This window comes from Sphingomonas sp. HMP6 (assembly GCF_013374095.1).
GTDB lineage: Bacteria > Pseudomonadota > Alphaproteobacteria > Sphingomonadales > Sphingomonadaceae > Sphingomonas.
Genome location: NZ_AP022672.1, coordinates 36,214 through 58,864 on the forward strand (window position 1 = coordinate 36,214; position 22,651 = coordinate 58,864).

The 22,651-nt window shown below is 63.6% G+C and carries 18 protein-coding genes and 1 tRNA gene; 10 read left to right on the top strand and 9 right to left on the bottom strand.

All coding sequences use genetic code 11. The features are described from left to right. Positions 1-39: 39 nt before the first annotated feature. Positions 40-4,221: a DNA-directed RNA polymerase subunit beta gene (gene rpoB, locus HMP06_RS00135; protein ID WP_176495250.1), complete on the bottom strand. Its 4,182-nt coding sequence runs from the start codon at positions 4,219-4,221 to the stop codon at positions 40-42. Positions 4,222-4,551: 330 nt separating this feature from the next. Here rpoB and HMP06_RS00140 point away from each other — a divergent pair, with 330 nt between their 5' ends. The 4 genes from HMP06_RS00140 (at position 4,552) to HMP06_RS00155 (ending at position 8,218) form a co-directional block, all read left to right on the top strand. Beyond that, positions 4,552-6,174: a phage tail sheath family protein gene (locus HMP06_RS00140; protein WP_176495251.1), complete on the top strand. Its 1,623-nt coding sequence runs from the start codon at positions 4,552-4,554 to the stop codon at positions 6,172-6,174. An 86-nt stretch (positions 6,175-6,260) separates the two neighbouring features. Then, positions 6,261-7,592: a hypothetical protein gene (locus tag HMP06_RS17830; RefSeq protein ID WP_232089783.1), complete on the top strand. Its 1,332-nt coding sequence runs from the start codon at positions 6,261-6,263 to the stop codon at positions 7,590-7,592. Positions 7,593-7,623: 31 nt separating this feature from the next. Then, positions 7,624-7,815: a hypothetical protein gene (locus tag HMP06_RS00150; protein WP_176495252.1), complete on the top strand. Its 192-nt coding sequence runs from the start codon at positions 7,624-7,626 to the stop codon at positions 7,813-7,815. Positions 7,816-7,828: 13 nt separating this feature from the next. Continuing rightward, positions 7,829-8,218, top strand: a complete 390-nt coding sequence (locus tag HMP06_RS00155) for a hypothetical protein (protein WP_176495253.1) — start codon at positions 7,829-7,831, stop codon at positions 8,216-8,218. A gap of 176 nt (positions 8,219-8,394) precedes the next feature. On the opposite strand, the gene rplL is transcribed toward HMP06_RS00155, so the two are convergent. Both rplL and rplJ read right to left on the bottom strand, forming a co-directional pair. Beyond that, on the bottom strand, positions 8,395-8,772 hold the full coding sequence (gene rplL, locus HMP06_RS00160) for a 50S ribosomal protein L7/L12 (RefSeq protein WP_176495254.1): 378 nt from the start codon (positions 8,770-8,772) through the stop codon (positions 8,395-8,397). 45 nt (positions 8,773-8,817) lie between these two features. Then, complete coding sequence (rplJ, locus tag HMP06_RS00165; protein ID WP_176495255.1) at positions 8,818-9,345, bottom strand: 50S ribosomal protein L10; 528 nt, start codon at positions 9,343-9,345, stop codon at positions 8,818-8,820. 419 nt (positions 9,346-9,764) lie between these two features. Here rplJ and HMP06_RS00170 point away from each other — a divergent pair, with 419 nt between their 5' ends. The 3 genes from HMP06_RS00170 to HMP06_RS00180 all read left to right on the top strand — a co-directional run bounded on the left by HMP06_RS00170 (position 9,765) and on the right by HMP06_RS00180 (position 15,635). Continuing rightward, positions 9,765-10,943 carry an aminotransferase class I/II-fold pyridoxal phosphate-dependent enzyme gene (locus tag HMP06_RS00170; protein ID WP_176495256.1) on the top strand — a complete coding sequence of 393 codons (1,179 nt, stop codon included), beginning with the start codon at positions 9,765-9,767 and terminating at the stop codon, positions 10,941-10,943. 170 nt (positions 10,944-11,113) lie between these two features. After that, positions 11,114-13,588, top strand: a complete 2,475-nt coding sequence (locus tag HMP06_RS00175; RefSeq protein WP_176495257.1) for a PhoX family protein — start codon at positions 11,114-11,116, stop codon at positions 13,586-13,588. A gap of 109 nt (positions 13,589-13,697) precedes the next feature. Continuing rightward, positions 13,698-15,635: an AsmA family protein gene (locus HMP06_RS00180; RefSeq protein WP_232089785.1), complete on the top strand. Its 1,938-nt coding sequence runs from the start codon at positions 13,698-13,700 to the stop codon at positions 15,633-15,635. Between the two features lie 112 nt (positions 15,636-15,747). Here HMP06_RS00180 and HMP06_RS00185 read toward each other — a convergent pair whose 3' ends face one another. The 3 genes from HMP06_RS00185 to rplK all read right to left on the bottom strand — a co-directional run bounded on the left by HMP06_RS00185 (position 15,748) and on the right by rplK (position 17,302). Then, complete coding sequence (locus HMP06_RS00185; RefSeq protein WP_133190054.1) at positions 15,748-15,954, bottom strand: cold-shock protein; 207 nt, start codon at positions 15,952-15,954, stop codon at positions 15,748-15,750. A gap of 219 nt (positions 15,955-16,173) precedes the next feature. Continuing rightward, positions 16,174-16,866, bottom strand: coding sequence for a 50S ribosomal protein L1 (rplA, locus tag HMP06_RS00190; protein WP_176495259.1), 693 nt, complete (start codon positions 16,864-16,866; stop codon positions 16,174-16,176). A 4-nt stretch (positions 16,867-16,870) separates the two neighbouring features. Further along, positions 16,871-17,302 (bottom strand): 50S ribosomal protein L11, encoded by a 432-nt coding sequence (rplK, locus tag HMP06_RS00195; RefSeq protein ID WP_176495260.1) that lies wholly within the window; start codon positions 17,300-17,302, stop codon positions 16,871-16,873. A gap of 330 nt (positions 17,303-17,632) precedes the next feature. Here rplK and HMP06_RS00200 point away from each other — a divergent pair, with 330 nt between their 5' ends. From HMP06_RS00200 to HMP06_RS00210, 3 genes are all read left to right on the top strand, one after another. Next, on the top strand, positions 17,633-18,871 hold the full coding sequence (locus HMP06_RS00200; protein ID WP_176495261.1) for a hypothetical protein: 1,239 nt from the start codon (positions 17,633-17,635) through the stop codon (positions 18,869-18,871). A 123-nt stretch (positions 18,872-18,994) separates the two neighbouring features. Then, positions 18,995-19,861: a hypothetical protein gene (locus tag HMP06_RS00205; protein WP_176495262.1), complete on the top strand. Its 867-nt coding sequence runs from the start codon at positions 18,995-18,997 to the stop codon at positions 19,859-19,861. A 759-nt stretch (positions 19,862-20,620) separates the two neighbouring features. After that, positions 20,621-21,505: a hypothetical protein gene (locus HMP06_RS00210; protein ID WP_176495263.1), complete on the top strand. Its 885-nt coding sequence runs from the start codon at positions 20,621-20,623 to the stop codon at positions 21,503-21,505. Positions 21,506-21,549: 44 nt separating this feature from the next. Here HMP06_RS00210 and nusG read toward each other — a convergent pair whose 3' ends face one another. The 3 genes from nusG to HMP06_RS00225 form a co-directional block, all read right to left on the bottom strand. Beyond that, positions 21,550-22,089: a transcription termination/antitermination protein NusG gene (gene nusG / locus HMP06_RS00215; protein WP_176495264.1), complete on the bottom strand. Its 540-nt coding sequence runs from the start codon at positions 22,087-22,089 to the stop codon at positions 21,550-21,552. Between the two features lie 13 nt (positions 22,090-22,102). Next, entirely contained in the window at positions 22,103-22,300 is a 198-nt protein-coding gene (gene secE, locus HMP06_RS00220; RefSeq protein WP_176495265.1) for a preprotein translocase subunit SecE, read from the bottom strand. 255 nt (positions 22,301-22,555) lie between these two features. Beyond that, positions 22,556-22,632 (bottom strand) — tRNA-Trp (locus HMP06_RS00225). Positions 22,633-22,651: the final 19 nt, after the last annotated feature.

The following is a 22,651-nucleotide window of genomic DNA, read 5'->3' on the forward strand; positions in this document are numbered from 1 at the left end:
TCCCCGACCCTCTCCCGCAAGCGGGAAAGGGAGAAGATGTCACTCCGCCGCGATCGCGACGCCGTCGGTGTCGAACAGCTCGGTCGTGGTGAGCTCGATGTTCAGACCCAGCGAGCGCATTTCCTTGACGAGCACGTTGAAGCTCTCCGGAATGCCGGCCTCGAACGTGTCGTCACCCTTGACGATCGCCTCATAGACCTTGGTGCGGCCGACCACGTCGTCGGACTTCACCGTCAGCATTTCCTGCAAGGTGTACGCAGCACCATAAGCCTGGAGCGCCCAGACCTCCATCTCGCCGAAGCGCTGACCACCGAACTGCGCCTTACCACCCAGCGGCTGCTGCGTGACGAGCGAGTACGGCCCGATCGAGCGTGCGTGGATCTTGTCGTCGACCAGATGGTGGAGCTTGAGCATGTAGATGATGCCCACGGTCACCTTGCGATCGAACTTGTCGCCGGTGCGTCCGTCGAACAGGTCCGACTGGCCCGACGGATCGAGACCCGCCAGTTCGAGCATCGCCGAAACGTCGGCCTCACGCGCGCCGTCGAACACGGGCGTTCCCATCGGGATGCCGGTCCGCAGGTTCTGCGCGAGTTCAACGATCTGCTCGCCATCGCGTGCCTCGATGTCGGCGGCATAATGCTCACCATAGACTTCGAGCAGCCGTGCCTTCACCGCGTCGGGCATATCGCTCGGCGACGGATTGGGGTTGGCCTCGCGCCATTCCTCGAGCGCCGCATAGACTTGCTGTCCGAGATTGCGGGCGGCCCAGCCGAGATGCGTTTCGAAGATCTGCCCGACGTTCATGCGCGACGGCACACCCAACGGGTTGAGCACGATGTCGACCGGCGTACCGTCGGCGAGGAACGGCATGTCCTCGGCCGGCAGGATGCGCGAGATGACGCCCTTGTTGCCGTGACGGCCGGCCATCTTGTCGCCCGGCTGCAGCTTGCGCTTCACCGCGACGAACACCTTGACCATCTTGAGCACGCCCGGCGGCAGCTCGTCACCACGCTCGAGCTTGTCGCGACGATCGTGGAACTTGTCGAGCACCACCTTGGCGGCATCGTCATACTGCGTCTTGACCGCTTCGAGGTCGCTCTGAACCTTGTCGTCGGCAACCGCGAACTTCCACCATTCGTGACGATCGACGCTGTCGAGCACGTCGGCATCGATCACCACGCCCTTTTTCGGCCCGTTCTTGGGCACGGCGGTGGCGGTCTGGCCGATCAGCATGTCCTTCAGGCGCGACCAGGTCGCACGGTTCAGGATGCTGCGCTCGTCGTCCGAATCCTTCTTCAAGCGCTCGATTTCCTCGCGCTCGATCGCCATCGCGCGCTCGTCCTTGTCGATGCCGTGGCGATTGAACACGCGCACTTCGACGACGGTACCGGCAACGCCGGGCGGCAAGCGCAGCGACGTATCGCGCACGTCCGACGCCTTTTCACCGAAGATCGCGCGGAGGAGCTTTTCCTCCGGCGTCATCGGGCTTTCGCCCTTCGGCGTGATCTTGCCGGCGAGAATATCACCCGGCTCGACCTCGGCACCAATGTACACGATGCCCGCTTCGTCGAGGTTGCGAAGCGCTTCCTCGCCGACGTTCGGAATGTCGCGCGTGATGTCTTCCGGCCCGAGCTTGGTGTCGCGCGCCATGACTTCGAATTCCTCGATGTGGATCGAGGTGAAGACGTCATCCTTCACGATACGCTCGGAAATGAGGATCGAATCCTCATAATTATAGCCGTTCCAGGGCATGAACGCGACGAGCGCGTTACGGCCCAGCGCGAGCTCACCAAACTCGGTCGACGGGCCGTCGGCGATCACGTCGCCAGCGGTGATCACGTCGCCCACCTTCACCAGCGGACGCTGGTTGATGCAGGTGTTCTGGTTAGACCGCTGGAACTTCATCAGCGTGTAGATGTCGACGCCCGATTGACCGGCCTCGACATCGCCCGTTGCGCGGATGACGATACGCGACGCATCGACCTGATCGACGATACCCGCACGCTTGGCCGAGATCGCCGCACCCGAATCGCGCGCGACGGTCTCTTCCATGCCGGTGCCGACGAACGGTGCCTCGGCCTGGACCAGCGGCACAGCCTGACGCTGCATGTTCGAGCCCATCAGTGCGCGGTTGGCGTCATCGTTTTCCAGGAACGGAATGAGCGATGCCGCGACCGAGACGAGCTGCTTGGGGCTGACGTCCATCAAGGTGATGTTGTTGGGGATCGCCATCAGGAATTCGCCCGCCTGACGCGACGAAACGAGTTCTTCGACAAAGCCCTTGTCGGCGTTCAGCTCGGCGTTGGCCTGCGCGATCGTGTGCTTGGCCTCTTCCATTGCCGACAAATACACAACGTCGTCGGTCACCTTGTGATCGATGACCTTGCGGTACGGCGTTTCGATGAAGCCATACTTGTTGACGCGGCTGAACGATGCCAGCGAGTTGATCAGACCGATGTTCGGGCCTTCCGGCGTTTCGATCGGGCAGATGCGGCCATAGTGGGTCGGGTGAACGTCGCGGACTTCGAAGCCGGCGCGCTCACGCGTCAAGCCGCCCGGTCCAAGCGCCGACACGCGACGCTTGTGGGTGACTTCCGACAGCGGGTTGGTCTGATCCATGAACTGCGAAAGCTGCGACGAACCGAAGAATTCGCGGACCGCGGCAACCGCGGGCTTGGCGTTGATCAGGTCGTTCGGCATGACGGTCGACACATCGACCGACGACATGCGCTCCTTCACGGCGCGCTCCATGCGGAGCAAGCCGACGCGGTACTGGTTTTCCAGCAATTCGCCGACCGAACGGACACGACGGTTACCGAGGTTGTCGATATCGTCGATGTCGCCCTTGCCGTCCTTCAGATCGACCAGCGTCTTGATGACCGCGAGGATGTCCTCGGTGCGCAGCGTGGTAACCGTGTCCTCGACGTCGAGGTCGAGGCGCATGTTGAGCTTGACGCGGCCGACCGCCGACAGATCATAGCGATCGGGATCGAAGAACAGGCCGGAGAACAAGGCTTCGGCGGTTTCGAGCGTTGGCGGCTCGCCCGGGCGCATGACGCGGTAGATGTCCGACAGCGCTTGCTCGCGCTCTTCGGCCTTGTCGACCTTGAGCGTGTTGCGGATCCACGCACCGGTGGCGACGTGATCGATGTCGAGCAGTTCGATCCGGTCGATGCCGGCCTGATCGAGCAGTTCGAGATTCTCGGCCGACACTTCGTCGCCGGCTTCGATATAGATCTGGCCGGTCGTCTCGTTGATGAGATCATAAGCGCTGTAGCGGCCGAAGATTTCCTCGGTCGGGATCAGCAGGTCGGTGAGACCGTCCTTGGCCGACTTGTTGGCGGCGCGTGGGCTAATCTTCTGGCCGTTGGCGAACACCACTTCACCGGTCTTGGCGTCGATGATGTCGTACATCGGCTTTTGCCCACGCCAATTCTCGGCCTGGAACGGGATGATCCAGCCACCCTGGCCGCGCACGAAAGTGACGCGGTTGTAGAAGGTGTTGAGGATTTCCTCGCCGGTCATGCCGAGCGCGTACAGCAGCGCCGTCACCGGCAGCTTGCGCTTGCGATCGATGCGGACGTTGACGATGTCCTTGGCGTCGAACTCGAAATCGAGCCACGAACCGCGATACGGAATGACGCGCGCCGCGAAGAGATACTTGCCCGACGAATGCGTCTTGCCGCGGTCATGGTCGAACAGAACGCCCGGCGAGCGGTGCATCTGCGACACGATCACGCGTTCGGTGCCGTTGATGATGAAGGTGCCGTTGCCCGTCATCAGGGGCATGTCGCCCATGTAGACGTCCTGCTCCTTGATATCGAGGACCGAGCGCGAATCCGTGTCGGCGTCCACCTCGAACACGATCAGGCGCAGCGTAACGCGCATTGGCGCGGCATAAGTGATGCCGCGCTGGCGGCATTCGTCGGTGTCGAACTTCGGCGGTTCGAGTTCGTAATGGACAAAGTCGAGCTCGGCAGTGCCGGCGAAATCGCGGATCGGGAAGACCGAGCGCAACGTCTTTTCGAGGCCCGAAACATAGCCGGTCGACGGGTCGGAGCGCAGGAACTGTTCGTAGGATTCGCGCTGAACCTCGATCAGGTTCGGCATCTGCACGACTTCGTGGATGTTGCCGAACACCTTGCGGATGCGGCGTTTTGCCGTGCCGCTTTCGGCGCGCCGCGTTGGGGTGCTGCCGTCGATCGCTTTGGTTGCCATGGAGATTTTGCCCTCAAGCCAATAAGTCGTGCCCGGATGCGCCCGGGCGAGCACGCTATTCAAAGACGCAAAAAGCTGCTCGTCCTCCGCAGGTGCGAAGTGACAGCAGCTCTTGGCGTCTGTGAAGCCGCAATCCCCAATACGATCGATGCGCTGCGCGACGGCACATCATTTCCCGAAGACTGTGGTGAGGCACGCCATATAGGAGTCGTGTTGGATGCTGTCAATCGACGCGCTGCGGGCGTGAGACGACACGGAAGATGCGCCTTTACGCATGGCCAGCCTGCGCGCGTTTCGTTACGATTACGGTATGAAGCGGCGGAGGCAGCGATGACCTATAAGACACCCGGCGTGTACATCACGGAAACCGACGCCTTCGGGTCGAGCATCGTCGGGGTGAAAACCGGCATTCCGGCGTTTGTCGGTTATACCGAGACGGCAACCCATTCCGCGTCTGGCCAGCCGATCGATCGGCCGATCCTGATCACGTCGCTGGCCGAATATCAGAGCTGTTTCGGCGGACCCGCGCAATCGCGTTTTCGCGTGGCGGAGATTCTGTCGGATAAGCCCGATTTTACCGCGCCCATCACCGCGCCGGATGGCACCTTGATCTGGACGGGCTTCGATCTGATGCTCGCGGCGTGCGCCGGTGGCCCCGATCGCTTTTGCCTGTACGCCCAGATCACGCTTTTCTTCGCAAATGGCGGTGCCGCGTGCTGGGTCATGTCGGCGGGCAGCTATGCCAAGCCCGGCGCCAAGATCACTGCGCGCGATTTGCTCACCGCGATCGATGCGGTCGGGCAGGTCGTCGGACCGTCGATGCTGGTCGTGCCCGAGGCGTGCCAGCTTCCAAGCGCCGACTATGCGGCCGTCGTATGCGCAATGCTCGGCCAGGCGGCCAGCTTGCGCGACCGGGTTGCGATCTTGGATTTGCCCGGCTGCCTGGATGCTACCGATATCGCCGCGCTGACCGCGGCGCAGCACGAACTGTGGCGCGCGCTGGCAGCGCAGACCGCCAATCTCTCTTACGGCGTTGCTTATGGCCCCGCGCTGGCGACCACGGTATTTCAGGCGCCTGACGTGCGCTTTGCCGCGCTGGCCGGGCATGACGATCGCACGCTCAACAACATTTTGACGACGCAAGCGGTGCAACTCTTCACCGGGTCCGCACTCGCGGCGGTGCAGTCCGCGATCGCCGCTGCTTTTCCGATCTCGGAAGTGCCGACCAACACCCGGGCCCTGTCGGGGGATGGGTCGGCCTATTTGGCATCGGCCCCGGCCGGATTGGGCGCACGGCAGCAAGCGCTCGACGCGCTGCTCGCCAGGACGCTGCCGATCTATGTCGTGATCGGCAAATGCGTCGCCGGTTATCTCAACGTCCAGCCGGCGAGCGGTGTGATGGCGGGGGTGTGGGCGCAGAACGACCAGACCAACGGTGTGTGGGTCGCCCCGGCCAATGTCAGTCCGGCTGGTGTGGTGGAACCGCTATGTGCGGTCAGTGACACCGAACAAGCTGCGTTCAACGTGCCGACCAACGGCATGGCGGTCGACATCCTGCGCAGCTTTCCGATGCAGGGTACGCTGGTGTGGGGCGCACGCACGCTGGACGGCAACAGCGACGATTATCGCTACCTCCAGGTGCGTCGTACGCTGATTTACATCGAACAGTCGATCAAAACGGCGCTGGAAGGCTATGCCGTTGCCGCCAATGACGGTGTGACCTGGGTCAACGTGATTTCCAGTGTCTCGGCATTCCTGACCAAGCTGTGGGAGCAGGGTGGTCTGGTGGGGGCAACGCCGAGCCAGGCCTTCAGCGTTCAATGCGGCGTCGGTTCGACCATGACCGCGCTGGACGTGTTGAACGGTACCATGATTGTCACTGCCACGGTGGCGCTGACGCATCCGGCTGAGTTCCTTGACCTGACCTTCACCCAGGCGATGCCGACCCCCTGACGTTCCGACCGGCGGCTGCGGCGTCCGGGCGCAACGGGGCGCAGGATCGCTTTGGCAAGACGCGATTCTTCGCTATGGCCGCGCGGGTGAAAACCACCTTACCCCCCGGCGCCGCTGCGCTTTTTCTGCCCGCCGCCGCGCTCCTGCTGCCTGCCGCTGCGCTCCTGCTGCCCGCCGCCGCGGTTGCGCAGAACAGTCCGGCACCGCGCACGCTGCCCGGTCTGGACGATTTCAGTCTGCCCGGAACGCGCCCGACGCCGCGCCTGTCGCCTGCGCCCGAGCCGACCACCAACCCGCGCTCGACCGCCACGCCGAGCGCGGTTGCCCCGCCGCGGATCGTGCCGACCGTCCGCGCGACGCCGGTGCCGCGCCCGACCGCGACTCCGGTGCAGCCACCCGCTGCCGTGCCGCGGTCCGTAGCGACGCCTGCGCCGCGCCCGGTGCCGACCGCGGCGGCGACCGCTGCTCCGCTCGCCACACCCGTTCTGGTCGGGGCGCCCACGCCGGTCATCGATACGCCGCTGCCCGCGCCGCTGCCGTTACCCGAGGCCGCGCCGTTGCCCGAGGCGAGCCCAGCGCCGTTGCCGACGCTCGCGCCGCCGGTTTCGGCCCAGCCGGGTTTCGTGGTGGAGCCATGGATGTGGCTGACATTGGCGGCGTTGCTGGCGCTGCTTGCGGCGACGGGCATTGGCTGGTGGTGGCGCAAGCGCGCGGTGCGCGAAGAAGCCGAGCAGCGCGACGACCGGCGGCACGAAATCTTCGTGTTCGACACGCCGGAAGTCCCTGTCGCGCTGCCGACGCCGACGCCGACGCCGACGCCGCCCGCTCCGCCACCACCCGCCCCACCGCCACCTGCTCCATCACCGGCACCGGTGGCCGCCACACCGGCAAGCGCCCCGGAGGAAATCCGCGCGACGCTCGATCTCGGCATCGTCGTGAAGCGCGCGGGCACCAATTTGCTGAGCGCGGCGGTCGAATATTCGATCCTGATCGAGAATATCGGGCAGGCCGCCGCGACCGGCATCCATGTCGATGTGCGTCTGTTGAGTGCAGGGCCGGCCCAGGATGCGCAAATCGCCGCGCTGTTCCAAATGCCGATCACGCGGCCCAACACTACCCCGTTCGACCTGCCGCCGGGCACCACGGTCGATCTTGGCGGGATGGCGCTGCACCCGAAGGAAACGCTCGAGGTGATGACCGTCGGTGATCGCAGCTTGTTCGTGCCGGTGCTGGCGGTCAACGTGACCTATGATTGGCAGGCGGACGGCGCGAATGCCAGCGGCCAGACCGCGCGCTCCTATGTCATCGGCATCGATCGTGGCGGGGATGCCAAGCTCCAGCCGTTTCGGCGCGATGCTGCGGCGCGGATGTACGACACGGTCGGCGCGCTGGCGTATACGACGACCGCAATACGCTGAAGCTCTTTACGTTTATCGGCCCAAGATGCTGATGGTGTGGAGCGTCGCGTTCTTCACGCTGCGGTATCTCGTCACGCACGACGCCGGAACGGCGCTGCGGCCATCGCGGCTGGCGCTGCGGCGTTATGCTTGGGTCATCCTGTTCCAGTTCGTGCCGACCGCGATCGTGATCTATGCCGAGCCGACCTCAGGACGGCCGCTCTGGTCAGCACCGCGAACGTGATGACATTGCGACGGTGGGCGGACTTGGACAGCTCCTGCTCGAGCCTGCGCTCCTGGTGTGGTTTGTCAACGCCGGGCCCGGCACGACGGGATACGGACCGGTGCGATCCGCGCGCTTGACCGGCGGGTGGTATTTCTGGGCGCTCGCGCTGGGGTTGCTGATGCGAATACCGTTCAGCCAGACGCACGGACGGCTCAACCATTTCGCGGCGGGGCAGCCCGCTGCGGTGCTCTGGCCGATGCTCCTGCTCGATGCGCTCGTCGTTCCGGTGATGGTGGTGGCGGTTGCGGCGGTCCAGCTTCGGGCTGCGCGCGCGATTGCCGAGCGGCGCGGGCGAGCGATGCTTGAGGGGACGCAGGAGGCCGCAGGCGACGGGCGTGCAGGGGCCGCCGTTCTGGTGTGAGCGGCGGGGTTGGGTGCAGAGGCAAGAAAAAAGGGGCGGCACCTCGCGGTGCCGCCCCTCTTTCTTTGCGAAGGTCGGGCATTGGCAAAGCCAATGCCGTCGGACGGCACACGTGCCGCCGACCGGCTTTGCGGGAGTGCGGTTTAGCGTGGCTAAATCGTCTCTCCCGCTTCAGCTCACTTGATCTCGACGGTCGCGCCGGCTGCTTCCAGCTGGGCCTTGATCTTGGCGGCTTCGTCCTTCGAAACGCCTTCCTTGATCGCCTTCGGAGCGGATTCAACCAGCGTCTTGGCTTCGGTCAGGCCGAGCGCGGTGATCGCACGGACTTCCTTGATGACGTTGATCTTCTTGCCGCCGTCGCCGGTCAGGATGACGTCGAATTCGGTCTGCTCTTCAGCAGCCGGAGCGGCTGCGCCGCCGCCTGCTGCGGGAGCTGCTGCAACTGCTGCTGCGGCCGAGACGCCCCACTTCTCTTCGAGAAGCTTCGAAAGGTCAGCCGCCTCGAGGACGGTCAGTTCGGAAAGCTGGTCAACCAGCGCGTTAAGGTCTGCCATGTGTAGTCTCCAGTTTTAGTTCGGTTTGAAATCTCGAAGCGCCAATCAGGCGTCTGCGCTTTCCTTGTCCTTGTCGGCATACGCCATGAGGACCCGGGCGAGCTGAGCTGCCGGAGCCTGCGTGATCGTCGCGAGCTTGGTTGCGGGTGCAACCAGGAGGCCCAGGATCTTCGCGCGCAGTTCATCCAGCGACGGCATCGTCGCGAGTGCCTTCACACCGTCTACGTCGAGGACAGTCGCGCCCATGGCCCCACCCACGATTTCGAACTTGTCGTTCGTCTTCGCGAAATCGACGGCTACCTTGGCAGCCGCGACGGGGTCGATGGAGGAGGCGAGACCGACCGGCCCGGTGAGCATGTCGCCCAGCGAGAGATAGTCGGTGCCGTCCAGCGCGATCTTGGCAAGCTTGTTCTTCGAGACCTTGTAGGTCGCCCCTGCGTCACGCATTGCGTTGCGCAGCTTGGTCGACTGCGCCACCGTCATGCCGAGGTTGCGGGTGACAACCACCACGCCGACTTCGGCAAACGTCTGGCGCAGTTCGGCGACGAGCTCGGTCTTTTGAGCGCGATCCATGCCATTCTCCACGTTTTGGTCCTGCCGCTTGCACGACATGACCGGTTACAAACCGACACGCAGATGCGCATCGGCACTGTCCAGCGATGGGGAATGGGAGCGACGCCCCGAATGGAGGCGACATATCGTCACGACGGTAAGTCGTGCGGAAATCCTGTCCCCGTCTCGGTAGGAGATTAAGACCGGCAAACCCGGTCACCTACTGTCTCGGACGGTCCCGCCGGGCCGAAGCCTGCCGGGAGAGTGCGCGCCGATAACGGATTCGCTGCGGAAGTCAACCTTGGGTGGCGCGCCGTTCCTTTGGCGGAGCGCCAGAAAGAGAGTAGCTTTTTACCCGAAACTGGGAAACACTCGCCCCCAAGGACCGCATGAGTCCACGCAGGATGGATCGAAACTCGCTTGAAGCAGGGGACCGATCGATGACCACACACTTGCCCGCAGCAGCGCTTCCGGATGAAGCGCAGGACGATTTGCTGACTCGCGGTTTCGCGCGCCGTGATCTCGCGCGGATTGCCGCCGTGTTCGGGGCTGGCGCGATCGCCGCCAGCGTCGGCCGGCCGGCCTGGGCGTCGGGTGGGGTGCCCGATCCCGCCCCCAACGCCAAGGTCCGCATCGGCGCGAACGAATGCTGGACCGGACCGCTCGCGCCCGGCGCGCTGGCCGCGTCGAAGATGATCGCGCAGGGCAATCGCTATTCGCCGCAGGATCAACGCGGCGATTTCATCAAGGCCGTCATGGCGGTCGAGAAGGTGCCGTACGATCACGTCGCCCCGTGGCCGGGATCGAGCGACCCCTTGTGTCGCAGCGTCATCACTTTCTGTTCGCCGACCAAGGGACTGGTGACCGCCGACCCCACCTTCGAGCTCGCCGGGCGCACCGCCGCCTGGCTCGGCGCGCCGGTCAAGGCGGTGCCGCTGACGGCGGATTATGCGCATGACGTGAAGGCGATGCTCGCCGCCAACCCCGATGCCGGGCTCTATTACATCTGCACGCCGAACAACCCGACCGGCACGATCACCCCGCTTGCCGATGTGGAATGGCTGATCGCCAACAAGCCCAAGGGCGCGATGGTGCTGATCGACGAGGCCTATACCCATTTTGCGGGCGTGCCGACGGCCTCCTATCTTGCGGTCAAGCATGACGACGTGATCGTCATGCGCACTTTCTCCAAGCTGTTCGGCATGGCCGGGCTGCGGATGGGCTACGTCATTACCAAGCCCGCCAATATCGCGAAGATGATGCGCTATGACGGCGGGATGCAATCGGGCGCCTTGCCGGTCACCAGCATCGCCTGCGCGACCGCGAGCCTGACGGCGGCCCCGTTGATCTCCGCGCGGCGCGCGCAGATGGAGGCCGCGCGCGGGTTGACGCTCGATCACCTCAAGGCGCGCAAGATCGATGTCAAACCGACCGCTGCCAACATGGTCATGATCGACTGGAAGACGAGCCAGGCCAAGGACATGCAGGCCGCCTTCCGCAAGCAAAGCGTCGAGATTGGGCGGTCGTGGCCGATCTGGCCGACGGTCAGCCGCATCACGGTCGGCTCGGCGGCGGAGATGAAGGCTTTCTGTACCGCGCTCGACAAGATAATCGCTTGATCGACCGACGGAAAATGCGGGGCTGAACCGCGCATTTCCGGGGTTGCCGGGGCGGTGTCATCAGACCGTCTCGGCAGTGTCGCTGTTTTGACGCGGACTCGTCATGCCAGCGTTAAACTTCCCCGACAGGAGGGCCTCCGACGACCATTCAGGTTGCTTCGGGGGACATCATGGATTCGTTCGACACTGCAATCGCCGCGTACACTGACGGCGATATCGACACCAACCGCACCAGCAATCCGCATCTGAACGACATGATCGCGTCGCGCTATTCGCGACGGCAGGCGTTGATGGGCGGCCTCTCGGCGGCGACTGCCGCAGTGTTCGGCGGGGCGTTGCTGTCGGCCTGTTCCAGCGGTCCCACGATTCCCCTGACGGTTGTGGCCGGATCTTCGGGCCAGACGACCTCCGGCAAGACCGTCACGCTCACCGGCGCGGTTTCGGGCGGTTCGGCGACCAACGTCGCCTGGGTGCAGACCGGCGGGCCCGCGGTCACGCTGACCGGCGCGAACAGCAATATCGCGAGCTTCGTTGCGCCATCAGTCGCGACCAGCACGACGCTGACCTTCCGCTACACGGCCACCCCGGATTCGGGCAGCGCGGTCACCTCCGACGCCACGGTCGTGGTCGCTCCGGCCGTGCTCGGCTTCACCGCGGTGTCGAAAAGCCTTGCCGACATCGTCACCGTGCCGACGGGCTACAATGTCACCGTGCTGTTTCGCCTGGGCGATCCGATCGCGAGCGGGGTATCGGCCTTCGCCAATAACGGCACCGACACGAATTTCGCGCAAAGGGCAGGCGATCATCATGACGGCATGACCTTTTTCGGGCTCGCCGCAACCGGCACCACGCCCGATCCGACGAGCAACACGCGCGGCGTACTCGCACTCAACCATGAGAATATCACTGCGGCCTATCTCCACCCCGCCGGGCAGACTTCGGTTGGTGGCGCGCGGCCCGAGGCCGAGGCACTGAAGGAAATCGAGTGCCACGGCGTTTCGGTGATCGAAGTGGCGCAGGCCAGCGGCACTTGGTCCTATGTTCAGGCATCGTCGCTCAACCGTCGCATCACGCCGTTGACGCCGATGAGCTTCAATGGCCCGGTGCGCGGAGCCGCGATCCTGCGCACGGTCTTCTCGCCGACTGGCGTTGCGGGCCGCGGCACGATCAACAATTGCGCCAATGGCACGATGCCGTGGAACACGTATCTGACCGCTGAAGAGAATTGGGCCGGATACTTCCGCCGCTCGACCGGCGATGTCGCCGCGCGCGGCGGTGCGACCTCCAAGGTCAATGTCAGCCTTGCGCGTTACGGCATTCCCGAAGGCCGCGCCGGCAACAACAATTGGGCGACCGTCGTCCCCGCCGATGCGACCAGCACGAACTATTCGAAGTGGAACATCACGGTGAACCCGGCCGCGGCAGCCGACGGGACCGGCGATTTCCGCAACGAGGCGTTCCAATATGGCTGGATCGTCGAAATCGATCCGTTCGATCCGGCATCGACCCCGCGCAAGCGCACTGCGCTTGGCCGGATGAACCATGAAGGCTGCCAGATCGGTCGCACGATCGCGGGCGTCCGCCCGGCCTTCTACATGGGCGATGATGCGCAGAACGAATATATCTACAAATTCGTCTCGACCGCTGCGTGGTCGGCGGCGGATGCGGCGATCACCAACCGGCTGGCGATTGGCGACAAATATCTCGACGCCGGTACGCTCTACGTCGCGAAATTCAACGCTGATGGCAGCGGCACGTGGCTCCCTTTGGTGTTCGGCACCGGCCCCCTGACCGCCGCCAATGCGGCGTATGCGTTCGCGGATCAGGCCGACGTGCTGGTCAATACGCGGCTCGCCGCCGATGCGCTTGGGGCGACGCGGATGGACCGACCCGAATGGACTGCGGTCAATCCGGCGACCGGCGAAATGTACTGCACGCTCACCAACAATTCGTCGCGTACCGCCGCTACGGTCGATGCCGCCAACCCGCGTGCCTATAATGATCCGCGTACGACCGGTGGATCGACCAACGGCAATGCCAACGGCCATATCATCCGCTTGCGCGAAACCGGTGATACGTCGGAGGCGACCAGCTTTGCTTGGGACGTGTACGGTTTCGGTGCGGGCAGCGATCTGGATCCGACCAATATCAACCTGTCGGGCCTCGATGCGACCAATGATTTCTCCTCGCCCGATGGCCTGTGGTTTGGCTTGCCGACCAACATCACCGGCCAATCCACGCCACTGATGTGGATCCAGACGGACGACGGTGCCTTTGTCGATCAGACCAATTGCATGTTGCTCGCCTCGATCCCGGGCGTCACCGGCGATGGCGGCCCGCGCAGCGTGACCAGCACGCTGGGCGGCGTGACGAACACCGTTACGACGCGCATCGGTAAGACGCCGGGGACGGCACTGCGTCGCTTCCTGGTCGGGCCGAAGGAGTGTGAGATCACCGGCATTCACTCGACGCCGGATGGCAAATCGCTGTTCGTGAACATCCAGCATCCCGGCGAAAACGGCAATGCGACGACCGCCACCAGCAACTGGCCGGCCAACCAGTCCGGCACGGCCGCTGCTGGCTCGCGCCCGCGATCGGCGACGATCGTCATCACCAAGGCCGATGGCGGCGTGATCGGCATTTGATCTCGCGCTAGGTGTCATTGCGGAAGGGCCGGGGGAGACCTCCGGCCCTTTTGCGTCACAGTTTCGCTACGCGGCTGAAACAAATTCCATGTCGCCGGGTTCTACCGCTGTGACCATCCCAGAAATCCCACCGCTCCCCGCGCGGTCGCCGCGCTGGCGCTGGCTGTTGCCGCGCATCGCCCTTGCCGTCGTGGCGTCGCTTGCGATCCTGGTGCTCGCGCTCGGTGCCTTTCCGGTCGGCCTGCTGCGGGGCGTAGTCGAGCAGCGCCTGTCGAGCGCCCTGCGCACGCAAGTCGCGGTCGGATCGATTACGCGCGACAGCCTGTTTTCCTATACGCCGGTCGTGGCGATACGCGACGTGCGGATCGCGCAGCCGACCTGGGCTGGGACGGGCGATTTCGTCCGGCTGGGCTCGGCCAGCCTGCGCGTTCCGGTGTTTGCCTTGTTGTTCGGCACCTTCCGCCCCGATCGGGTCGCGCTCGACGGTGCCCGCATCGTGCTGGTGCGCGATGCCAATGGCCGCGCGAATTGGAAGCCCGACGGCCCGACATCGGGGAAGAGCGATTCGACCGGTCCCAGCTTGTCCGACCTCACGGTTACCAACACGCAGATCGAACTGCGCGATGCGAAGCGCGGCCTCGTCGTGGCGGGGCCGCTGACGGTCGATGCGGCGCGCGGTTTGCGGCTTTCGGCCAAGGGTAGCTTTCTCGATACGCCCGCGACGCTCGATCTGTCCGGCGGGCGCATCACCGGGATCGATCCCGCCGCGCCCTATCCCTTTGCCGCGAAGCTCACGTCGCCCGCGCTGAACATGACGGCCAAGGGCGTGATGAACGGCGTGCTCGACACGCGGCACTTCAAAGCAGACATCACGGCGCGCGCCCCGACGCTCAAGAACATCGACCGGATCATCGAGGCGGGGCTGTTTGGCACGCAAGCCGTCGCAGTCACCGGCACGATCCGGCATGAGGGGCGCGACTGGTATGTCGACCGGATCGGCGGCAGCATCGGCCGTTCGCGCTTCACCGGTGTGGCGACGGTGCACAAGATCGACGAGCGCACCGCGATCGACGCGCGGCTTCACGCGACGCAGCTCGACTTTGACGATCTTGCCGACGCCAAGGGCCAGGCCGCATCGCAACAGCGCCGCGCCGCAATCGGCCCGCGCGTCCTGCCGCCGACGCGAATCAATTTGGCGAAACTGTGGAAGACCGATGGCACGATCCGCTTTTCCGCCGATCGGCTGCTTTCCAAGGGCGGCACCGTGTTCCGGAGCCTGTCGGGGACGATCAGCCTCGACCACAAGCTGTTGACCGTCAGCAATGTCGTCGCGACGCTCGCGAATGGCCGGATGACCGGCACGGCGCGCGTCGATCACCGCAGCGGACGGCCCAAATTGGCGGTCGACCTGCGCCTCGCCGGGCTGACGCTCGAAGGGCTGATCGGCAAGCCCGATATTGTCGGCGGGCAAGTGCGCGGGCACATCGTGCTCAGCGGGCAGGGGGACACCGTGCGCGAGGCGCTGTCGCATGCCTCCGGCAAGGCCGCGATCGTAGCGACAGAAGGGCATGTGAAGCGGATCGTCGCCGATGTGCTCGGCCAGAATTTGAGCGGCGCGGTGGTCCACGCGATCGAGCGACCGAGCCAGCAAGTGCCGCTCCGTTGCCTCGTCGCCAATTTCAAAGCGACCAATGGTGTGCTCGTGCCGCATCCGCTCGGGATCGACACCGGCAGCTCGGTCGGGCGCGGCGCGGGGCGGATCGTGCTGGAGGAAGAGCGGATCGACGTGACGCTTGCGGGCACAAGCAAGAGCCGCGCGCTGCTCCGCATTGCCGACCCGATCCGCATCGGCGGCACGCTGAGCGCGCCGACCGTCTCGGTCGCGGGTGCCGGCACCACCGACAAACCGACGCCCGGCGCGCTGCTCAAGGTGTTCGGCCGTTCGCTTGGGCAAGCGCTGGGCATCACCAAGACTCCGCCCAACATCCCGATCCCGCCGCCTGCGACCTTCGGCTGCGCGAGCGCGGTCGCCGAGGCGCTGCGATAGCGCGTGCGGGCATTCCCCTAACGGGTGGGGGTATTCGGATGCCGTCGCGACGCTCGACACAAAAAAAGGGCGGCCCGGGAAACCGGACCGCCCTTTCTTGTAGCAGACGCTATTAAGCGTGCTGCAGGTTCACAGCCGACATCTTGCCGCGCTTGTCCTGCTCGAGCTCGTACTGGACGCGTTGGTCCTTATCGAGGGTCGCCATGCCGGCGCGCTCGACTGCAGTGATGTGCACGAAGGCATCTTCGCCGCCGCCTTCCGGCGCGATGAAGCCATAGCCCTTGTCGGCGTTGAAGAATTTTACGGTTCCGATGGTCATAACATGAACCTTCTTTGGTTGCCCGCCGCGAACATCGCGCCGGGGGTGCCGAAATCAGCAGTGAAAGAAGGAAGATGGTGCCGCAAAGCGCCCTAGACCGTCGATTTGCGAAAGTAGCCTGTCCGCCCTAGGCGCATTTCACGCGGATAGCAAATGCTCACGAAAAAGGGCCGGGGATTGCGCCCCGGCCCTTTCGTTTCTCAGCAAAGTCGGCTGCGATCAGGCTGCCGAAACTTCCGCCACATCGACCTTGATCCCGGCACCCATCGTGCTCGAAACCGCGACCTTGCGGACATACTTGCCCTTGGCGCCCGATGGCTTGGCCTTGACGATCGCATCGACCAGCGCGTCGAAATTGGCGCGCAGATCTTCCGCCGGGAACGACGCCTTGCCGATACCCGAATGGATGATGCCGGCCTTTTCGACGCGATATTCGATCTGGCCGCCCTTGGCTGCCTTCACGGCCTCCGCGACGTTCATCGTAACCGTGCCGAGCTTGGGGTTCGGCATCATGCCCTTTGGCCCCAGGATCTTGCCGAGGCGACCGACGATGCCCATCATGTCGGGCGTGGCGATGCAGCGATCGAAATCGATCGTGCCACCCTGGATGATCTCCATCAGATCTTCCGCACCGACCACGTCGGCACCAGCGGCCAGAGCTTCCTCAGCCTTCGCACCCTTGGCAAACACGCCGACGCGGACCGTTTTGCCGGTGCCCTTGGGCAGGGTTACGACGCCGCGGACCATCTGGTCGGCGTGACGCGGGTCGACGCCCAGGTTCATTGCGACTTCGATCGTCTCGTCGAACTTCGACGTGGCACCGGCGCGGGCGAGGGCGATGGCCTCATCGATGCCGTGCATTTTTTCACGATCGATCGTGACCGACTTCTGCTTCTTGCTGACAAATGCCATGATCTCAGCCCTCCACCACTTCGAGGCCCATTGCGCGGGCGCTGCCTTCGATGATGCGCGTCGCGGCATCGAGATCGTTGGCGTTGAGATCCTTCATCTTCGCAGTCGCGATGTCGGACAGTTGCGAGCGCTTGATCGTGCCGCCCGAAATCTTGCCTGGCTCCTTCGAACCCGACTTGAGGCCAGCGGCCTTCTTGATCAGATACGACGCCGGCGGCGTCTTCGTTTCGAACGAGAACGAACGATCGGCATAGACCGTGATCACGGTCGGCAGCGGCGTGCCGACTTCCTGGTCACCGGTCTGCGCGTTGAACGCCTTGCAGAATTCCATGATGTTCACGCCGCGCTGACCCAGTGCAGGGCCGATCGGGGGCGAGGGGTTGGCCTTGCCTGCAGGGACCTGCAGCTTGATATAGCCGGTAATCTTTTTTGCCATGTGGCAGCCTCACTCTGTTTCAAGTTTAGCGGTCCAGACGACGGGCCGATGGCCCATCTCCCGCAGATGGTTCCGACGATATGACGTTGGAAGCTGGCGCGCATAACCGAATGCGCGCGGCGATGCAAATGCTTGTGCCCGCGCTTTGCGTCATTCTCGCAACCGGCAATGGTCGCAACGCCGACGTACGCCGTAAGTAGCGCCGTAATGGATATAGCTGTGTTACAGAACTGACGTTGACTCAATGCGTAATTGCGGTCTCTAATACGGTATCGGAGAGACTACCGACGGGTAACAGCGCGTTCATCATTTGTATGGGGAGCAAAGACCATGTCTGTATCGACCGTTACATCACGTCGTGCTTATGTGTCGCTGTCACTATCGGCGATTGCTGTTTCCGCACTCGCGCTTGGCGGCGTGCAAAGTAGCGCCAAACCAGCCCAAATCGTTCCACCGCCGCCAATTTCGACCGACTTGGTCTCGTGGCAGCAATTCATCCTTGCCGTTACCCCGTCGGGTGTGCCGGGCAAAGTCGCCTATGAGACCTTTGCCTCGGACCAGGATATCTATGTTTCCAATCCGTGCGCACCGACGAATCCTGCACCCGGCTGCAATGTGCCGGCCTGGCCAAGCGCGACATCCAAACGGGCGCCCAAGTCGCTCCAGCGCAGTTTGCTCGGCATGGCGCACATGCGTGCGGCAGCAGCGCAGCGCAGCGGACGGCGGGGCTTCGGCGTGCAAGTGATCGGACCCGCGCAGGGCTGCGGCACGCCACCGGGGCTGGGCGGGGCGGCGGCCGGTTCGGGCTTCCCCACGACGGGCTGCGTCGGCGAGGAGGTGCGCCGCGACCGCGCGACTTATGATTATCTGGTCGGCAACGGCCTGTGGTCGTCGGCCGGGATCGGCCAATATTACGCGACCGGCAAGCCCGTCACCGCGCCGTGGAACGCGCTGGAAGTGAAAGCCGACTGGATTCCGGTCGCGACGCTGGCGACATGGCTGGGCAAGCCGGCGAGCTTCGTCAGCGCCAATTTCTACACGTCGAGCGCGAATGTCGGTAAAGGCCCGGCCACGTCCTATGCGATGACCAGCATGCACATTTCGGTCAAGACCCCCGGCTTTCCCGACTGGATCTGGGCCGATTTCGAAAATGCCTATACGCCGGGACGCTGCGATCTGACCGGGTGCAGCGACAGCTTCGGCGCGACGACGCCAACCACCCCGGCGAACGCGAAGCCGTGGGGTCAATATGGTGCATGCCCGAAATCCGCCAACGTCACCGGGTTGATGCAGCAAGCCAATGTGGCCGCGGTCTTCGCCAATTATTGCCTGAGCGGATCGCAAAGCACCTTCGGGACCACGGCCAAGCCGACGCTGCTCGGTAGTTCGGTGGTCGAGACGCTCAACGCCAACGTCCCGCTCGCGCAATCGTCGTGCATCTCGTGCCATGCGGGCGCGTCGTTCAACGCCGCGGGGCCGGCCAATGTCGGATCGCCAATCGGGCCGAATGCGCCGGCCAAGGGCTATACCGCCTATGACTTCATGTGGGGATTGCTGTTCGCGCAATAAGTGCACGTTGACGGAAGCGGGGCGGCCGGATCGGATGCGAGGACGATCGCACGATCCGGCCGGATCGCCATGGTATTGAATGCGGGTTGCAATGTAGGAAAAGATTCGAAACAAACTGGCAACATGCCGCGCCCGCTCACCCGCCATCAGCATTTGCAGAATGCCGCCTTCCTGAAGGCGTTGCGCCGCAGCGGGAATATCCGGCTGGCGGCGCGCGAGATCGGCGTGTCGCATGCGACACTCCACGGTCGCCGCGCGAACCACCCCGCGTTCGCGCAGGAGTGGGACGCCGCGCTCACGCTGGCGCAAGCCGATTGCGAGATTGCCGGGGGTCGCGCCGCGCCGCTGGCCGCTAAGGCCGCGCGCGACGCCGACGACCGCGGCCATCGTACGCGTGGCGGCGAGGTGACGGTGGTGCGCCGCAACGACGGCAAGCTGCAAGTGCGCAGCGCCCAGCCCGGCAAATTGACGCGAGAATGCGAACAGGCGTTCCTGTCGGCGCTGTCCGCCACCGCGAACGTGCGGCTGTCGGCGGCGGCCGCGGGCGCATCGGTCGCGGCCTTCTATCGCCGCCGCCGCAAGAACCCGGCCTTCGCGCGCGAGATGCGGCTCGCGCTGGAGATGGGCTATGAACGGGTCGAGGCAGCGCTGATCGCGGCCAGCCTGGCCGACAGTCATCGCGACGATGCGTGGCGCCACAACGATCCCCCGCCGGTGCCGCCGCTGACCTTCGACCAGGCGATGCAAGTGCTGCAACTCCACCAGAAGGAAGTGCGGCTGATCGCCGAGCCGCCGCACATAAAGCGCCGCCGCGGTGAATCGCAGGAAGCGCGCAGCTATCGGCTGGGCGCGATGTACGAAGCGAACCAGCAACGCCTGCGCGAGGATTATGACGTGGCGGAAGCGGCCCGACGCGAGGGACGGGGGGTGTCGCCGCACGAGCCGGGGGCGCCGGTTCTGCCGGATCTAGCGCAAGTGCGGTGGCGGTAGGGGTGAGCGGTTTCGTCCGTGCATTCTGACGCTGCACTTTTTCACGCAATCATTTGCACGCGCCACAGTGTGCTGCTTACCCCGAGTTCTGGCACTGCACTCCATTCTCTTGGAAACACAGTAGAAGTACGAAAGCCCCTTAATAGATGGAGGCGCAAAAACATCGCTAAGTTACTGTAATTAAAAATCATCTCGTCGTCCAAAGCTCAACGGAAATGATCTTCGAAGACCTAGACGGCGGAATGTCTAGGGGAAATCGACCCGACATATTGCGATCAGTATTTTCTGTAATTGCCTCTGTTTAATACGGGAGAATGATGTCACTATGTGAAGTGGGGGAGAGAAATGTGCATATGTCCAGGTGTATAGTAATACCTGCTGTCTTTATTATAAGTGGTTGCACTTTCGTCAAAATTGCGGCCCTGCCGGGCGGTGTTAGCGATAGCTATGTGACTTTGGGCAGTGGCGTGCCAAAAAACCTGCCGGGGGTAAGTGTATATCGGAGTGAGATGTTGGGCCTACGCTGGGGGCAGCGTGGGATCATCTTTGGATGGCAGCGCGAAGAGGGTGTACTAAGGGAAGATTTAGGCAAATGCCAAATCATTATTTTCAAGCTTCCGAGTGATCGCGTGCAAGCCGAGGAATGGCGTAAACTGATCGCGGGGCGTCCAGATATTTGTTTAATAAAAAGGGGGAAATCAGATGTCGCGAAATAGAGGATGGATCTGCGTACTTGCTCTTTTGGGAGGGTGCGCGCCGTTGGAGCAGGCGCCGCTGGTATATTCGTCGAGCAAGCAGTTTGGCATTGGCGTGAAATCAGGCGCGCCTGACGCACCAGGCCTCGACGTACATATTGGATTTCGCGCGCTTGATGCCGCCTATGTTCCGGTGGCTGTGGCCAAGCAATGCGGGCAAGGCCAAACGTGTAGCGGCATCACGTATAATGTCGTGCCGATCAACGGCATGAACACCGTGAGCGGGCTGAGCAAAGTAGATGAGAGACAGATCGCAACCGACCGAAGAATCATCGATGACGGGGTCAAGGCGATCGAGCAACGTGCTCGCCAAAAAGGGGTCCTCACCGCTCAGTTGGCCGAGATTAGCGACCTTGCAAAGACCCGGAGCCGCGTAACGGAGCTGGAGAGTGTATCCACTGCCACCCCGTCTCGTGCGCTAACGCCGTCTGAGGAAAGTGAGCTGGTGCAGATCAAGGCAAAGGTAGCGCGGTTGGCGGCGCTTGATGCGACAGCGATTCAGGCCGAAGTCGACAAGATCGACATCGACAATAATGCATCTGCGAAGTTGGTTGATCAGGCGCGGGAGCGTTTAGGGCCGCTACTTGCGCAAAGAAACGAACAGACGGGCGACGAAAAGTCTGACGCACTGTCAGTTTATGGCACCTTTAACGGCGATTCGACCGGCAATGCCCAAGGCGCTACGCTCAAATTGGGTAATACCTTTTCGACTGGTATCGCCGCCCAAAACGTAACGCAAGGTTTGCGGGACAGCGCGCCAATCAAGGCGACGCAGGAATGTCTCGCTGCGACCGAGGTGATCCTCCGGAGTACTGAGATCAAGCCCGACGACAAGGTTCTCATCGTGAAGAGCATCACATCCGCATGTGGGCATCGACCGACGCCTTAGCGCCGATACGATGCCGCCGGACCGCGCCGAAGTAAGGCTTTGCCTTACTTCGAGCGTTCGACTTGCTCGAACTCCAGCTCAACCGGCGTCGCACGCCCGAAGATCGAGACCGAAACCTTGACCCGCGACCGGTCGAAATCGAGTTCCTCGACGATGCCGTTGAAGCTCGCGAACGGGCCGTCGAGCACCTTGACCGAATCGCCGATTTCGAAATCGACCTTGATCTTCTGCTTGGGTGCAGCGGCGGCGGCTTCGTCCTTGGTGTTGAGCATCCGCGCGGCTTCCGCCTCGGGGATCGCTTGCGGCTTGCCGTTCGGCCCCAGGAAGCCGGTGACCTTGGGGGTGTTCTTGACGAGGTGATAGACGTCGTCGTTCATGTTGAGCTTGGCAAGCACATAGCCGGGCATGAACTTGCGCTCGACCGAAATCTTCTTGCCGCGGCGCGCCTCGGTGATCGTTTCGGTCGGGACTTCGATCTGCTCGACGAGCTGGTCGAGGCCCATGCGGGTCGCCTCCGACATGATCGAATCGCGGACCTTGCCCTCGAAACCGGAATAAGCGTGGATGATGTACCAGCGTGCCATGGTGTTGTGTCTCTTACTTTGCGAGGCTGAGCAGCAGGGCGATGACCGCCTCGAAGCTGGTGTCGATCACGAAGAAGAACAGGCCGAGGATCACCGTCATGATCACCACCATGAGGCCCGTCGTCAGCGTTTCGCGCCGCGTCGGCCACACGACCTTCTTGGTCTCAGCCTGGACTTGCCGCACGAATTCGAGAGGGGTCGTCTTTGCCACGGTGCCTGCACTCTTGTTGTAACGTTGCTTTCGGACATGGGCCCGCCGCCCGGACCTGCCAAGGCCCGATGACGAGAATTCCCGATGTCGGAATGGAGACGGTCTATCAGGGGGCCGTGATGGGAGCAAGTCCCGATACGGTAGGGCCGTGATGGGAGTAAATCCCATCACGTCGGACGGGTTCGCTGGCGCGACCCGCCGGCCGGCCTTGCGCGGCTCGGGATTAGCTGTGCTAATCCTGTGCGCGCGGCGGCTTGGCAGGGGAGCTCGGACTCGAACCGAGGGCCTTCGGTTTTGGAGACCGACGCTCTAACCAACTGAGCTACACCCCTATCAGCGCCGTCCGTTAGC

Coding starts and splice junctions, on each gene's coding strand:
- rpoB (WP_176495250.1), bottom strand. CDS start 4,221: ATGGCAACCAAAGCGATCGACGGCAGCACCCCAACGCGGCGCGCCGAA.
- HMP06_RS00140 (WP_176495251.1), top strand. CDS start 4,552: ATGACCTATAAGACACCCGGCGTGTACATCACGGAAACCGACGCCTTC.
- HMP06_RS00150 (WP_176495252.1), top strand. CDS start 7,624: ATGGTGTGGAGCGTCGCGTTCTTCACGCTGCGGTATCTCGTCACGCAC.
- rplL (WP_176495254.1), bottom strand. CDS start 8,772: ATGGCAGACCTTAACGCGCTGGTTGACCAGCTTTCCGAACTGACCGTC.
- rplJ (WP_176495255.1), bottom strand. CDS start 9,345: ATGGATCGCGCTCAAAAGACCGAGCTCGTCGCCGAACTGCGCCAGACG.
- HMP06_RS00170 (WP_176495256.1), top strand. CDS start 9,765: ATGACCACACACTTGCCCGCAGCAGCGCTTCCGGATGAAGCGCAGGAC.
- HMP06_RS00175 (WP_176495257.1), top strand. CDS start 11,114: ATGGATTCGTTCGACACTGCAATCGCCGCGTACACTGACGGCGATATC.
- HMP06_RS00185 (WP_133190054.1), bottom strand. CDS start 15,954: ATGACCATCGGAACCGTAAAATTCTTCAACGCCGACAAGGGCTATGGC.
- rplA (WP_176495259.1), bottom strand. CDS start 16,866: ATGGCATTTGTCAGCAAGAAGCAGAAGTCGGTCACGATCGATCGTGAA.
- rplK (WP_176495260.1), bottom strand. CDS start 17,302: ATGGCAAAAAAGATTACCGGCTATATCAAGCTGCAGGTCCCTGCAGGC.
- HMP06_RS00200 (WP_176495261.1), top strand. CDS start 17,633: ATGTCTGTATCGACCGTTACATCACGTCGTGCTTATGTGTCGCTGTCA.
- HMP06_RS00205 (WP_176495262.1), top strand. CDS start 18,995: ATGCCGCGCCCGCTCACCCGCCATCAGCATTTGCAGAATGCCGCCTTC.
- nusG (WP_176495264.1), bottom strand. CDS start 22,089: ATGGCACGCTGGTACATCATCCACGCTTATTCCGGTTTCGAGGGCAAG.